Origin of the sequence: Arthrobacter sp. UYCu712, from assembly GCF_040547005.1 — a bacterium.
In the GTDB taxonomy this organism is placed as follows: Bacteria; Actinomycetota; Actinomycetes; order Actinomycetales; family Micrococcaceae; genus Arthrobacter.
On sequence record NZ_JBEPOZ010000009.1, the window covers coordinates 30,240 to 44,393 of the forward strand.

The window sequence follows — 14,154 nt, forward strand, 5'->3', positions numbered from 1 at the left end:
CACCCCACGCTACCGATGCGCACGCCGGATTTCGCCGGTCTCAGGGATGATTCAGGGTCGAATCAGGGTAGTCCGGGAGGATGACAGCCGATCAGCGCGCCGGGGAGTAATACGTGAGGGCCGCCGGCTGCACCGAGAATTCGACGGCACGAACGGCAGGCATGACTTCGCCGTCGACCGCCAGGACCATGGTCGAGTCCGCCGGTTCCACCCGGATCCGGGTGCTTTCGCTCAGGTGCGTGATCCGGGAGGAGGCCACGGTCCCGGTCAGCACCGCCCACAGCAGGCGCAGCCGCGCAAAGGACTCGTCGGCCGTGATCATCCGCAGGTCGAAGACGCCGTCGTCCAGCACCGGCCGCACGAGCGGGGCGTGGTCGCGGGGGTAGTAGCGGCCCCGCCCGATGTAGAGGATCCAGAGCTTGTGCCGCACCCCGTCCACGATCAGCGTGGTCGGGGTCCCGGCGGCGAAGGTGCGCAGCATGGCGACCACACCGGCGAGCGGTTTGCCCAGCGCCGGCTGGAGCTGTTCCCGGCGGCGGACAAGGTTCGGGTAGAGCCCGATGCTGGCCGTGTTGAGCATGCTGAGCTGGAGCCGCTCGGGGCTGCCGGGAAGCCCGCGCTCCACGGCGACCTGGCCGATGTCGGCTGCTGCCGCCTCGCCCCGGGCGGCTGCCATGACGGCGTCCTCCAGCGTGGGGGTGCCGGCATCCCGGGCGAAGTGGTTGAGCGTGCCGCCGGGCAGGACCAGCAGCGGGAGGTAGTGCTCGACGGCCGCCGCCGCGGCGGTGCCGACGGTTCCATCGCCGCCCCAGACGCCCAGCGCGACTGTCCCGGGGCGGGTGGCAACGGCAGTGATCTCGCCGGCCACGTCGTCGTTGCCGGCGATTTCCTGTATATACGCCTCCGGGAATACTTTCTGGAGGGCCTCTGCGGTCTCGGCGGCATAGGAGCCGCCGAGCGTGTTGACGGCGATCCCGAGGCCCCGCCCGCCGGGCAGTTCCGCGGCCTTCACGGCCGTGCGCCGGGTCTCGGGGAACGGGGGCCGGACGGGCCACCACTTCCTCGTCACGAGGGCCGCGCCGGCGCCGATCGCCGAGCCGAAGACAACATCGGAGGGCCAGTGGGCTCCGGTGTGCACGCGGGAGTAGGCGACCCCCGCCGCAAGCGGGGCCAGCACGGCGCCGATCGCCGGATGGACCAGCCCCACACCGAGCGCGAAGGCCACGGCGGAGGCGGAGTGTCCCGAGGGCATGGAGGAGCTTGTGGGCTGGGGATGGACAAACCGGAAGGCGGGGAGGTGCTCGGGAAGCGGCCGGGCCCGCGGCAGCAGTGTCTTGAAACCCAGGTTGGTGATGCCGGACGCGACGCCCTGCGCCAGCAGGCCGTGGACGGATGCGCGCCGGGTCCTGCCGGGAACCAGTGCCATCACGGCGGCAATGCCGAACCACAGTTTTCCCTTGTTCGCCGCCGCGGAAAGCTGCCGGAAGAACTCGTCATGGCCGCCGCCCGGGAAGGCGGATACGGCCCGCACAAGTTTCCGGTCGAATCTGGCCAGCCGCCCCGGCGCTTTCCTCAGTGTGCTTCGCATCTGACCACCCTACTGCTCACCTGGCGCGCAGGGGCTTCGCGGCGCCGGCGAGCAGAAGCGCACCCATAATCGGGATCCCGATCGCCAGCAGGGCCATCCTGATGCCCGTCACGTCGCCCAGGTAGCCCAGCAACGGCGGTCCGGCGAGGAAGGCGATGTAGCCCAGGGTGGACACCACCGAGACGCGGGCCGCGGCGTGCTTCGGATCATCCGCCGCCGCGGACATTCCGACCGGGAACGCGAGGGCCGCCCCGGCGCCCCACAGCGCGGCGCCGGCCGTGGCGAGCCAGATGTCGCCGGCAAACACAAAGAGTCCCAGGCCCAGGGCCGCCGCGGCCATGCTGGCCCGGAGGACGGCCACCCGGCCGTAGGCGTCGATCGCCCGGCCGCCGAAGAAGCGCATGGCGGTCATGGCCAGGACAAACGCGGCAAACAGCAGGGCGCCGGTGGACTCCGTGGCGCCGAGCCCGTCCACGGCGGCCTTGGCGATCCAGTCGTTTCCCGCACCTTCGGTGAGGGTGGCGCCGAGGACCACTACGCCGATCAGCAGGGTTCGGCCATCCCGCCAGGCACTCGCGGCCCGGGGCTGCTTGGCCTCCCCGGCCAGCGGTGCGGCCGCCGGGACGTGCTCGAGGAAGTACTTCGGCGCCAGCAGGGTGGCCGCCGCCACGACGGCAACGATCACCAGCAGGTGGGCCGGAAGTCCGACGCCGATGTTGGACAGCCCGGCGCCGATCAGGGCCCCGACGAAGGCGCCGCCGCTGAAGGCCGCGTGGAACTGCGGCATGATGGTGCGGCCCAGCCTGTGCTCGACGTCGGCCCCTTCGATGTTCTGGGACACGTCCCACAGCCCGATGCCGATGCCGAAGAAAAACAGCGAGATCGCGGTCCCCGGGACGGCTTCGGCCGCGAGCGACAGCGCGATGCCGACTCCGGCAGCCGCGGCCAGGAGCCCGGCGGCGCGGACGGTGTTCGCCGTTCCGATCCTGCCGACGACGTGGCCGGCGGTGGGCAGGGCAATCAGCGAACCGACCGCCACGCAGAGGAGCAATGTTCCCATCTGTCCGGAGGTGATGTGCAGGATCTCAGTGACCGCGGGGATGCGGGCGGCCCAGCTGGCGAATACGAGTCCGTTGATGCCGAAAATCAGGAATGTGGCGGCGGCCGCGGCCTTGAGCTGCGGGCGGGTTGCTGTTTTGGTCATACGGTCACTGCTTCCACCGAGTGTTGGGCAAGTTGGTCGAGTTCTTCGGGGCTGAACGCCTTGTCCGTGACAATGGCGTCCACGGCATCGAGCGGCGCTACGAGGGCCACGGCACTGGCGTTCCATTTGGAGCCGGAGCAGGCGATGATCACCCGGGCCGCGGATTCAAGCCCAGCGCGTTTCACGGCGGCGTCGTCGAGGTCGTGGGCCAGCAGGCCGTCCTGGAAGTTCACCGCGCAGGGGGTGACCACGGCGGTGTCGAAGCGCAGGGAGCGGATGTTGGCTTCGGCCATGGGTCCGCGGAAGGACTGCTCTCGCGGGACCAGGCTTCCGCCCGGAAGCAACAGCTCGGGGTGGCGTCCGGCCGGGGAATCCGCGGTCAGCGCGCCGACCGCCCGCAAGGACATCGGCATGATCGTCATCTCGCGCTGCCTCAGCTGGCGGGCGATTTCCGTGGCCGTGGTGCCGCTGTCCAGCCAGACGTGACCGCGGTCCTTGAGCAGCGCGGCAACACCGGCGGCAATCCGCACCTTAACGGCGTGCTCTTCCAGCTCGCGCTGCCCGTACTCCGGGTTCTCGCCGCCGAACAGCAGGCTCCGGGCTCCGCCGTGGACCCTCCGCAGCACGCCGTGCAGGGCCAGGACGTCGAGGTCGCGCCGGATGGTGGCACCGGAGGCGCCACAGGCGGCCATCAGCTCGCCCACCGTCACTTGCTCCCGGCTGCGCAGCAGTTCGCCGATCAGGCGGTGCCGCTCATCAGTATTCATGATCAAATGCTAACGCTTCGTGATCATTTAATCATCCCGTGCACGGTTGCGGTCTGCGGCCGGCCCGACGGCGGCTGGGACCAGCTACGCCCCGGACGGCACGGAGGCGAAGCGGAAGGCCTTCAAAGACCTAGCGGGCGCGCACGACGCGCTTTTCGTCCCAGACGGGTTCGGCGGACTCGTAGACCTTGCCGTCGGAGCCGAAGACGAGGAAGCGGTCGAAGGTCCGGGCGAACCAGCGGTCGTGGGTGACTGCGAGGACGGTGCCCTCGAAGTGGTCAATCGCCCGTTCCAGGGCCTCGGCGGAGTGCAGGTCCAGGTTGTCCGTAGGCTCATCGAGCAGCAGCAGGGTGGCGCCCGAGAGCTGCAGCAGCAGGATCTGGAACCGCGCCTGCTGGCCGCCGGAGAGGGATTCGTACTTCTGCTCCGACTGCGGGGCCAGGCCGTAGCCGTCCAGCGCCCCGGCGGCGGCTTCGCGGCCCATCCCGGAGCGGTGTTCGTCGCCGCGGTGCAGGATTTCCAGCAGGGTCTTGCCCAGCAGGTCGGGCCGGACGTGGGTCTGCGCGAAGAAGCCGGGCCGGATCCGGGCGCCCAGTTTCACGGTGCCGTCGTGCGGGACTTCGGCGATCTCGACGTCGGACACCGGCAGGTGCTCGCGTTCCGGGTCGGTGCCGCCGGTGGCGAGCAGGCGCAGGAAGTGGCTCTTGCCGGAGCCGTTGGAGCCGAGCACGCCCACGCGGTCGCCGAACCACACCTCAGTGGAGAACGGTTTCATGAGCCCGGTCAGTTCCAGCTTCTCGGCCACAATGGCCCGCTTGGCGGTCCGGCCGCCCTTGAGCCGCATCTGCACGTTCTGCTCGATCGGCAGGGCCTCGGGTGGACCGGCCTCGAGGAACTTCGCCAGCCGGGTCTGCGCCGCGTGGTAGCGGTTGGCCATGTCGGACCGGAACGCGGCCTTGTTCTTGTACATGTTGACGAGTTCCTTGAGTTTTACGTGCTCCTCGTCCCAGCGTTTGCGCAGCTCCTCGAAGCGGGCGTTCCGGTCGGCCCGGGCGTCCACGTAGGAGCCGAAGCCGCCGCCGTGGATCCAGGCGCCGGCGCCGTTGATGCCGGGCTCGAGCGTGACGATGCGGCCGGCGGCGTTGTTGAGCAGCTCGCGGTCGTGGCTGATGAAGAACACGGTCTTTTTCGACTCGTTGAGCTTGGCCTCCAGCCAGCGTTTGCCCGGGACGTCGAGGTAGTTGTCCGGCTCGTCGAGGAGCAGCAGCTGGTCCGGGCCGGCGAAGAGTGCCTCGAGCACCAGCCGCTTCTGCTCGCCGCCGGAGAGGCTCGACGCCGGACGGTGCTGCGCGCGGTCGAACGGGAGTCCCAGCGCGGCCATGCAGACCTCGTCCCAGACAGTCTCGACGTCGTAGCCGCCGGCGTCTCCCCAGTCCACGATCGCCTGGGCATAGGCCATCTGGGTGGGCTCGTCGTCGTGCTCCACCATGGCCAGCTCGGCCTCATCCACGGTGCGGGCGGCCGCGGCCAAAGCGGGCGGCGCGGCGGAGACCAGCAGGTCGCGGACGGTGGAGTCGTCCCGGACCTGGCCGACAAACTGGCGCATGATGCCCATGTTTCCGGAGCGTCCGATCACGCCTTCGTCCGGGACGAGGTCGCCGGAGATGATCCGGAACAACGTCGTTTTCCCGGTTCCGTTGGGCCCGATCAGCGCCGTCTTGCTGCCGTCCGGGACCTTGAACGTCACCCCGTTGAGCAGCTGGGTGCCGTCGGAGAGGAAGTAATCGATGTTGGAAACGTCAATATGAGCCACGCAGTCAATCTTCCCACGGACGGACGGGCCGCCCGGGGCTGGCGCCTAGCTGTTCACCAGGAGGTCCGGACGGCGCCCTGCCCAGGGCCGCACCGCCTCCACGGCGGCGCCCACGGTGAAGACTGTGGCGTCATCGAACGGATGGCCCACGATCTGCACGCCGGTGGGTATGCCGCAGTCGGCCATGCCGCTCGGCACGGCGAGGACGGGGCAGCGGTTGTTGATGTTGAAGGGCGCCGTCATGTGCCCCTGCCAGTAGTGCCCGAGCCGCACCCCGCCGGCGTCGATGCCGTCCAGGTACATGCCGTCCGCGTCCAGTGCGGCCACGGCCGAGGCCGGGCAGAGCAGGGCGTCGAAACCGGACATCGCCGCGGCAAGCTCGGCCTGGATGCGGGTTTCGGCCCGGATCCCGTCGAAGAACCGGTTTTCGGCTGCGGCTTTCCGCGCGTCCGCCATGAACCGCCGCGTGTAGGGGGCCAGCAGCTCCGGAGACCCTGCGGTCTCGTCCTCCATGGCCGGACCCAGCAGGTAGCCGAAATGCGTGAACATGGTCCGGCTGATGTCCTCCTTGGTCCAGGGCAGCTCGATCTCGTCCACCACGGCACCGGCGTCGCGCAGGGCCGCTGCCACGGCCCGCGTATTGGCCTCGATGTCGGCGGCGACGGGATAGTTCCCCAGCCGGATGCACAGCGCGATGCGCATGCCCGCCACTGCCGCGGCGGCATCGGCACCCGGCGGGCAGGCCAATGCCGGACTCCCGGCGAGGGACGTGTGGTCGCCCGGATGACGGCCGGCCATGACGTTCGCCAGCAGGGCCGCGTCCGCCACCGTCCGCGCCATCGGGCCGTCACCGCGGTAGTGGTCCGCGGAGAGCGGGGCCAGGCCGGGAATCCTCCCGTACGGTGCCTTGTAGCCGACTGTCCCGGTGAACGACGCCGGCAGGCGGGTTGAACCGGCAATGTCGGACGCGGTGGCGAGCGGCGCCAGACCGGCGGCCAGCGCCGCCCCGGAACCGCCGGAGGAGCCGCCCGGGGAATACTGCCGGTTCCAGGGATTGCGGGTGACGCCCCACAGGGGACTGTGCGTGACGGTGGCACAGCTGTATTCGGGCGTGGTGGTGCGGGCATGGATGATGCCGCCGGCACGCCGGATCCGGTCGACGACTGGGTGGTCCGCCGTCGCGAGCTCCGCTTTGCGGGCCACGAGCCCCTGCGAAAGGGTGCGTCCCCTGAGTCCGTGCTTTTCCTTGGCGGCCACCGGCAGCCCCAGCAGGGGCGTGAGGTCCCTGCCCCGCGCATACCTGGCAGCGGCCTGCCGTGCCGCCGGCAGCGCCTCGTCGAACAGGGTTTCCGTCAGGGCGTTGATCCCGCCGTTGACGGCCTCGGTCCGGGTAATCACCGCTTCCATGAGCTCCACGGGCGAGAGCTCCCGGGAGCGGAAGAGCCGCAGCGCCGTGCCGGCGTCGAGGTAGTGCAGCCCGGTCATGCCAGGGCCGCTGCCGGCCGGGATGAGGCTTCTTCCAGGGCGCCGGCAACCAGCTCCCGGGCCACACCGGTGAGCATGTCCACGCCGGCAACCATGTCCTCGTCGGTGCTGAATTCGCGTTCGCAGTGCGAGACGCCGTCCACGCTGGGGATGAAGAGCATGACAGAGGGCGCCACCGTGTTCATGGCGACGGAATCGTGGCCGGCCATGGTCTGGATCCGCCGGGCGGAAAGGCCCAGGTCTGCGGCCACCTTGTCGGCGAGTTCAAGTCCGCCTTCGGGGAAGCGGCGGATCGGCCGGATGTCGAAGTCGTTCACATTGACTTTGATGTCGTGTTCGCGCGCCAGCACGTCAATGTCTTCAATGAGTTTGGTGCGGGCAGCCTTGACGATGTCCGGATCGCCGGAGCGGAGGTCGGCGACGAGGTGGACCCTTCGGGCCACCACGATGGGCGAGTTCGGTTCGAGGGTCAGCTGCCCGACCGATGAGACGAGGGCTTCCTCGGCGAATTCCGCCGTGACGTCGTGCACCATCAGGATGATCTTGGCGGCTGCCACCAGGGCGTCGTGCCGGTCGGCCATGGCCGTCGCTCCGGTATGCGACTGTTCGCCGATTACTTCGATGTCCAGTTTCTGGGTGTACCAGCTGCTGTCCACCAGGCCGATGGAGATGCCCTCGCGTTCCAGGATCCGGCCCTGCTCGATGTGGATCTCGGCGTAGCCGGCGGCCTCGGGCCCCTCGGACGTGCCGAGGTACCCGATGCCTCCCAGCGCTTCACGGACCGTGATGCCTTGCAGGTCCGCCACATCCAGCATTTGTTCGCGCTGCAGGAGTCCGGCAAACACCGAACTTCCCATGATGCTCGGGGCGAACCGGCCGCCCTCCTCGTTGAACCAATTCACCACCGCCAGGTTGAACCGCGGCGCGGCCCCGCCCGCGGCAACCTCGGCGTCCAGCCGCCGGGCCGCGTGGAGGGCGGCGACCACACCGTACGCGCCGTCGAACCGGCCGCCGAGCGGCTGGCTGTCCAGGTGGGATCCGACCAGCACGTAAGGCGCCCCCGGCGTCCACTCCAGCAGCCCGAACATGTTGCCGATCCCGTCCACCCGGAGTTCCCAGCCGGCGTCGCGCACCCACCCGGCAAACCAGTGGCGTGTCTGCGCGTCCTCCGGGGTCGCCGCCTGGCGGTCCACGCCGTTGTCGGGGGTGGCACCGATGGTGGCCACGTGGTGGAAGTCTTCGAGGAAAGCTGCTGAGGTCATGGGAAATCCTTTATATGTCGCGGTGGAGAGGGTGGGGCGGCGGGCTCAGCCCATGCGGCCGCGGGTCTCGGGAACCTTGGTGAACAGCACCAGGAGGAGCACGACGGCGGCTGCCGCGGCCATGTAGAAGCCCGGCGCGTGGGGTACCCCGGTGCCGCCGACGAGGGCGGTCCCGATGAACGGTGCGGTGCCGCCGAAGAGCGCGTAGGCGCCGTTGTAGCTGATGGCCGCCGACGTGAAACGGGTGCGGGTAGTGAAGATTTCAACGAAGAAGGTGTAGCAGCCTCCGCCGTATATGCAGAGCGCCACCACGAAGAGGGACTGGCCCAGGAGCGCGAGGGGGAGGCTTCCGCTGGTCACCAGCATGAAGCTCGGCACTGAAAGCAGGGCCAGCGCGGCCGAACCGGCAATGAGCATTGGTTTGCGGCCGAAGCGGTCGCCCAGCCGGCCACCGATAGGAAGCAGGACGGCGTAGAGCGCGAGGGCGGCGGCGTTGACGAGGAGGGACTGCTCGCGGCTCAGGCGGCCCGTGGTCTGGACATAGGAGACGAAGTAGGCCGAGAGGAAGTAGAAGCCCATTGCGGTGAGGCCCATAACGAAGATGACCTGGACCATCCGGAGCCGGTTTTCGCGGAAGGCCTCGCGGACCGGGCTGAATTCCTTGGTCCGGGCGGCCTTGGCCTCGTTGAACGCATCGCTTTCCACCGTCCGGCTGCGGATCCAGACGCCGAACAGGGCGAGCGGCAGGGCCAGCAGGAACGGCAGGCGCCAGCCCCACGCCATGAAGGCCTCGTTGGGCATGGACTGGCTAAGGATGAGGATCATCGAACCGGCGACGACGGAGGGCAGCGCGGTGGCGGCGATGGTGATGTTGAGCCAGAACCCGCGGCGGCTGACCGGGGCATGCTCGAAGACGAACGACGGCGCTCCCACGGATTCGCCGCCGGCGGAGAAGCCCTGGATCAGCCGGCAGAGGACCAGCAACACGGGTGCCCAGGCGCCGATCTGGCCGTAGGTCGGCAGCAGCCCCATCAGGGCGGTTGCCCCGCCGATGGCGACGAGCGTGATGGTCAGGACCCGGCGGCGGCCGATCCGGTCACCGAGCGCGCCGAAGAACAACCCGCCGACGGGACGGACCACGAAGGCGACGCCGAAGGTGGCGAAAGTGGCGAGCATGGCCGTAACCGGGTTGCTGCCGGGGAAGAACAGCTGGGAGAAGATGACGGCGGTGAGGCCGTAGAGGGTGAAATCGTAGAATTCGATGAACTGCCCGATGCTGCCGCCTAAGAGGACCCGCTTCTGCATCTTGGTGATGCCTAGGGGCCCGGACCGCGAAGCATCCTTGTCCAGTGCCGGGGCGGACGGTGTGGGCTGGGAAGCGGACACCGGCTGGTCCTTGATGTCGTTGATCGTCATGACAGCCACGCTAGAGGCGCCGTGTTTCCGAAATTCCCTGCCGTGTTACGGGCCCGGGAAATGAATTCTGCTGATGTTGCCGCCGTGTTGCCGGCAAGCCACGGTCCGGACATACGTCGGACACATGGGGCGTGAATCGGAACCATTGAATCTCCTTTGATCAACATGGTTGTCGCGCTTCGGGACTCGGCCGGGGGCCGTCATTGCGCGGGACTTGCCGTTGGACTCCCGTCGGCACCACCGCACTGCACCAACTGTGTGTGATCCGGTTCACATCTGTCCAATTGATTGTTTTGGCCGAGGTGATTGATTTTGCCAATGCCAACTACTCCGGTTTTGCGGGCTCACAGCCAGCGATGGGTCAGGGGAATCCGCGCAGTTATTGCCGGGCGGCACCGTAGAGACGGATGCAGGTTTCCTCGAAGGCGAGTGCCCGGCGGGTGGGCTGCACCCCCTCGGGACGGACCAGCATCACCTCGATCGGCGGGAAGTCATCCGTCAGGGTCAGGGCCACCACCCGGCCGCCGGAATACGTCAGGTCGCTGTGGAGCCGCTGGTTCAGCATGGCGTAGCCGTGCCCCTTCGCCACAAACGAGCGCACCGTCTCGTACCCGGCAAAGCGGTGCCGGACGTTGGGAACCACCCCGGCGATCGCGTACAGCTGCTCGTAGTAGTCCCGGCTGTGCGGCAGATCCAGCACCACCGCGGGTTCGCCGTCGAGATCCTTCAGCGCGATGCTCCGCTCAGGCCGGGACGCCGCAGGGTGTCCGGCATGGACCAGCACATGCGGGGGCACGCGCTCGAGCACCGTGTGCGTGAAGCCCCGGCCCAGGCCCAGGCCGTACATCAGCGCGACATCGCACTGCCCCTCGAGGAGGGCGGTCTGCAGGCTCGCCAGATCGGCCTCCAGGAAGGAGACCTCAACGCCCGGATGCTGGACTTCGAAGGTCTGCAGGATGGCGGGAAGCCGGAAGGGCGCCAGGGGCGAAAAAACGCCCACCTTGAGCTCGCCGACCAGGCTTGTCGCAAGCCCCCGGGCGGACTCGTACAGCGAATCCGCATGCTCCAGCAACACCTTGATGTCCTGGGCCAGCTGCCGGCCGGACGGCGTCAGCCGCAGGCCGCGGGTCCTGAGCCGGACGAACAGCTGGGTCGACAGACTTGCTTCGAGCTGGGCCATGGCGGTGGACAGCGTGGACTGCGTCACGAGCAGCCGTTCGGCTGCCGCGGTCATGTTTTCGAGCTCGGCCACCACCGCGAAATACCGCAGCTGGGTCAAGGTAAAGGGCTTCGCCATTCGTCAATGCTCGCTTTCTGCGCGGATCCGCGCGGTCACAGTCCCCGGAGCCGGTGCAGGAGCAGGGCCACGTGCAGCGACGTCCGGGATTCCGCGTCGTCTAGGTCCACCCCGAGGAGCTCTTCAAGGCGGGCCAGCCGCGCGTACAGCGTCGGGCGGCTGAGGTAGCCGGTGCGGGCCAGGGCCGCTTTGTTGCCGCCGGACTCGAGGTACTGGCCCAGCAGCTCCAGGTGCCCGCCGCCGTCCCGGGCGTCGTTCTGCAGGACACCCTCCAGTTCCGACTCCGCGAACTGCTGCACCCGCGGATCCTTGCGGAGCAGGGCCAGCAGGCCGCGAAGCCGGACGTCGGTCGCCCGGTAGAACGGCTTCCGGTCACCCCGCAGCGTCGCCGCGGTTTCGGCGACGTGGGAGGCTTCGTCAATGCCCGCGGCCGCTTCGAGCAAGGAAGCCCTCAGGTGCCCCACCCCGATGCTCCATGACGCCTTCGCCGGGCCGGGCAAGCCTCCGCCGGGCGGCATGTCTGCGCCCGCGAGGGCATCGGCGAGACGCTGGAGGGTCGGATCCTCCAGTTGCTTCGCGGGAACGGCCAGGATCATGCCGACCGATCCGGACCGGATGCTAGCGGTCAAAGCACTGCCTGAGGCGGCTTTGAGGGCCCGGGCGAGCTGTTCCAGCAGTGCACGTTCCTCCTGTTGCCCGGCCAGCGGATCGGTGCCGGCTTCCATTGCCCCTGTCGAGTGAACATGTGCTGCTCCGCCGCTTCGGAACACAATCGGCAGGTAGTACGGCGACCGCCTGAGTCCCAGCGCGGCGGCGCGGGCCTGCGCCTCGTCCTCGCCCAGCCCGCGCGGCTGGCGCAGGGCGTTGAGGAGCCCCGCCTGCGCCTGGTGGCTCAGCTCCCGCCGGTCCCGTTCGGCGAGCCGGTTGATCGCCAGGGTCTGGGCCGCGCGTTCCAGCACCATGGCCGCACCGTCGTCGTCGTCGAGGGGGACCGGCACCACCAGCCGCCCCCAGACGTTCCCGCGCACGCCGACGGGCGTCTGCAGCCAGGCCTCGGGCCCGGTGCGGCCCGTCCCGGGCGGCGCCGGCGTGGTCCGCGACCGCCGTTCCCAGTCCTCCAGCAGGTCGGTGGTCCGGAGCTGCCGGGCCGAGTACGCGAGGACGAGGTGCGAGAGATCCTCCAGGACCACCGGGGCTCCGATCATTGCGGCTGCCTGCTCCACCACCTGCCCGGTCCCTGCGCTTTCCAGGCTCAGCACCGTGAAGGCCTCGTGGACGTCGCGGGCGCGTTCCACCCGCTCCAGCTGTTCGGCGACGATGATCCGGTGCACAATTTCGGTGACCTGCACGAACCGCACCCGGCGTTGCACCACGATCACGGGCATGCCCGTGGCCGGCGCGGCCGCGCGGAGCGCATCCATACTGCGCTTCCTGTCGCCGATGAGTTCAACAATCAGGCCGGACGCTGACGCCTCCTCCAGGGACCTGATGAACGACGCCGTCAGCCCGGGTTCCTTTTCCAGCTCCAGTCCGGTGGTCAGCACCAGCTCCCCGCCCGACAGCAGCCCGGAAATGTCGAGCAGTTCGCTCACGTGGACCCAACGCACGGGGTTCTCGAGGGCCCCGGCGCCGCCGAGCAGGACCGGACCGGCCACGCGGAGGACGGGAAGGTCAAGGATCGAGCCGACGGTGGGCAACATTTACACAGTGTAAACCAATGGGCAATTATCCTTACACACCGGCACTTATGGTGCCGTCTCCCGGCAGGGACACTGGACTCAACGCCCCCGAAGACCGCATGAGGAGAAACCTTGAACATCATCGAGCATTGGATCGACGGCAGCTACGTCCCGGCCGGCCCGCGCACGGCCGCGGTGACCAATCCGGCCACGGGCAAGGTCACCGGCCAGGTTTCGCTGGCGAGCCAGGACGAAAGCCACACCGCCATTGCCGCCGCCAAGGCCGCGTTCCCCGCCTGGCGGGACACCTCGATTGCCCGCCGCACCCAGATCCTCTTCGCCTTCCGTGAACTGCTCAACTCCCGCAAGGGCGAACTCGCCGCCATCATCACCTCCGAGCACGGAAAAGTCCTGGACGATGCCCTCGGCGAGGTCAGCCGGGGCCAGGAAGTTGTCGAGTTCGCCTGCGGCATCCCCCATCTGCTCAAGGGCAGCTACACCGAGAACGCGTCCACCAACGTGGACGTCCACTCCATCCGCCAGGCCCTGGGCCCGGTCGCAGTCATCAGCCCGTTCAACTTCCCGGCCATGGTACCGATGTGGTTCTTCCCGCTCGCCATCGCCGCCGGCAACACCGTCGTCATCAAGCCCAGCGAAAAGGACCCCACGGCGGTGAACTGGATGGCCGAGCTCTGGAAGGAAGCCGGCCTGCCGGACGGCGTCTTCAACGTCCTGCACGGCGACAAGGTGGCCGTCGACGCCCTGCTCACGCACCCCGACATCAAGGCTGTCTCCTTCGTCGGCTCCACCCCGATCGCCAAGTACGTCTATCAGACCGCGACGGCCAACGGGAAACGCGTCCAGGCCCTTGGCGGAGCCAAGAACCACATGATCGTGCTGCCCGACGCCGACCTTGACCTCGCCGCCGACGCCGCCATCAATGCCGGATTCGGGTCGGCGGGCGAACGCTGCATGGCCATCTCGGCCCTGCTCGCGGTGGGCGAGATCGCTGATGAACTGGTGGACAAGATCGCCCGGCGCGCGGCTTCCCTGCGCACCGGCGACGGGCTGCGCGGCTGCGACATGGGCCCGCTGGTGACGGCCCAGCACCGGGACAAGGTTGCCGGCTACATCGACGCCGGCGAGGCTGCCGGTGCCACCCTGGTGGTGGACGGGCGAGGGATCGCGGCCGACGCGGAAGGTGACGGCTTCTTCGTCGGACCCACGCTGTTCGACAAGGTGACACCGGACATGTCCATTTATCAGGATGAGATCTTCGGCCCGGTCCTGTCCGTGCTCCGCGTGGACAGCTACGACGAGGCGCTCAAGCTGATCAACGACAACCCGTACGGGAACGGCACCGCCATCTTCACCAACGACGGCGGCGCGGCGCGGCGCTTCGAGAACGAAGTGGAGGTGGGCATGGTGGGCATCAACGTCCCCGTCCCGGTCCCCATGGCCTACTACTCCTTCGGCGGCTGGAAGAACTCACTGTTCGGGGACACCCACGCCCACGGCACCGAGGGAGTCGGCTTCTTCACCCGCGGCAAGGCGGTCACCTCCCGCTGGCTGGACCCCAGCCACGGCGGCATCAACCTCGGCTTCCCGCAGAACGCCTGAGCCCCCCGGATCCGAAAGGAAGC

Annotated in this window: 10 protein-coding genes; 1 reads left to right on the forward strand and 9 read right to left on the reverse strand. The window is 68.8% G+C overall.

All coding sequences use genetic code 11. The features are described from left to right. Positions 1-91: 91 nt before the first annotated feature. The 9 genes from ABIB51_RS10860 to ABIB51_RS10900 all read right to left on the reverse strand — a co-directional run bounded on the left by ABIB51_RS10860 (position 92) and on the right by ABIB51_RS10900 (position 12,532). Positions 92-1,588 (reverse strand): bifunctional phosphatase PAP2/diacylglycerol kinase family protein, encoded by a 1,497-nt coding sequence (locus ABIB51_RS10860; protein WP_354187949.1) that lies wholly within the window; start codon positions 1,586-1,588, stop codon positions 92-94. 16 nt (positions 1,589-1,604) lie between these two features. After that, positions 1,605-2,792 carry an MFS transporter gene (locus tag ABIB51_RS10865; RefSeq protein WP_354187950.1) on the reverse strand — a complete coding sequence of 396 codons (1,188 nt, stop codon included), beginning with the start codon at positions 2,790-2,792 and terminating at the stop codon, positions 1,605-1,607. After that, on the reverse strand, positions 2,789-3,559 hold the full coding sequence (locus tag ABIB51_RS10870) for a DeoR/GlpR family DNA-binding transcription regulator (RefSeq protein WP_354187951.1): 771 nt from the start codon (positions 3,557-3,559) through the stop codon (positions 2,789-2,791). The genes ABIB51_RS10865 and ABIB51_RS10870 overlap by 4 nt, the downstream gene beginning before the upstream one ends. A gap of 130 nt (positions 3,560-3,689) precedes the next feature. Then, a complete protein-coding gene (locus ABIB51_RS10875; protein WP_354187952.1) occupies positions 3,690-5,372 on the reverse strand; it encodes an ABC-F family ATP-binding cassette domain-containing protein in 1,683 nt (560 codons plus the stop codon). 45 nt (positions 5,373-5,417) lie between these two features. Beyond that, entirely contained in the window at positions 5,418-6,857 is a 1,440-nt protein-coding gene (locus ABIB51_RS10880; protein ID WP_354187953.1) for an amidase, read from the reverse strand. After that, complete coding sequence (locus ABIB51_RS10885; protein ID WP_354187954.1) at positions 6,854-8,119, reverse strand: M20 family metallo-hydrolase; 1,266 nt, start codon at positions 8,117-8,119, stop codon at positions 6,854-6,856. The genes ABIB51_RS10880 and ABIB51_RS10885 overlap by 4 nt, the downstream gene beginning before the upstream one ends. Positions 8,120-8,164: 45 nt before the next feature. After that, entirely contained in the window at positions 8,165-9,535 is a 1,371-nt protein-coding gene (locus tag ABIB51_RS10890; protein WP_354187955.1) for an MFS transporter, read from the reverse strand. A gap of 379 nt (positions 9,536-9,914) precedes the next feature. Then, positions 9,915-10,832: a LysR family transcriptional regulator gene (locus tag ABIB51_RS10895; protein ID WP_354187956.1), complete on the reverse strand. Its 918-nt coding sequence runs from the start codon at positions 10,830-10,832 to the stop codon at positions 9,915-9,917. Positions 10,833-10,867: 35 nt separating this feature from the next. Continuing rightward, complete coding sequence (locus ABIB51_RS10900) at positions 10,868-12,532, reverse strand: PucR family transcriptional regulator (protein WP_354187957.1); 1,665 nt, start codon at positions 12,530-12,532, stop codon at positions 10,868-10,870. 111 nt (positions 12,533-12,643) lie between these two features. Between ABIB51_RS10900 and ABIB51_RS10905 the strand changes: the two genes are divergently transcribed. After that, complete coding sequence (locus ABIB51_RS10905; protein WP_354187958.1) at positions 12,644-14,131, forward strand: CoA-acylating methylmalonate-semialdehyde dehydrogenase; 1,488 nt, start codon at positions 12,644-12,646, stop codon at positions 14,129-14,131. The last annotated feature ends 23 nt before the right edge of the window (positions 14,132-14,154 follow it).

What these genes read in the sequence shown, in the direction of transcription:
- ABIB51_RS10860 (WP_354187949.1), bottom strand. Translation starts at nt 1,588, where the DNA reads ATGCGAAGCACACTGAGGAAAGCGCCGGGGCGGCTGGCCAGATTCGAC.
- ABIB51_RS10865 (WP_354187950.1), bottom strand. Translation starts at nt 2,792, where the DNA reads ATGACCAAAACAGCAACCCGCCCGCAGCTCAAGGCCGCGGCCGCCGCC.
- ABIB51_RS10870 (WP_354187951.1), bottom strand. Translation starts at nt 3,559, where the DNA reads ATGAATACTGATGAGCGGCACCGCCTGATCGGCGAACTGCTGCGCAGC.
- ABIB51_RS10880 (WP_354187953.1), bottom strand. Translation starts at nt 6,857, where the DNA reads ATGACCGGGCTGCACTACCTCGACGCCGGCACGGCGCTGCGGCTCTTC.
- ABIB51_RS10885 (WP_354187954.1), bottom strand. Translation starts at nt 8,119, where the DNA reads ATGACCTCAGCAGCTTTCCTCGAAGACTTCCACCACGTGGCCACCATC.
- ABIB51_RS10890 (WP_354187955.1), bottom strand. Translation starts at nt 9,535, where the DNA reads ATGACGATCAACGACATCAAGGACCAGCCGGTGTCCGCTTCCCAGCCC.
- ABIB51_RS10895 (WP_354187956.1), bottom strand. Translation starts at nt 10,832, where the DNA reads ATGGCGAAGCCCTTTACCTTGACCCAGCTGCGGTATTTCGCGGTGGTG.
- ABIB51_RS10900 (WP_354187957.1), bottom strand. Translation starts at nt 12,532, where the DNA reads ATGTTGCCCACCGTCGGCTCGATCCTTGACCTTCCCGTCCTCCGCGTG.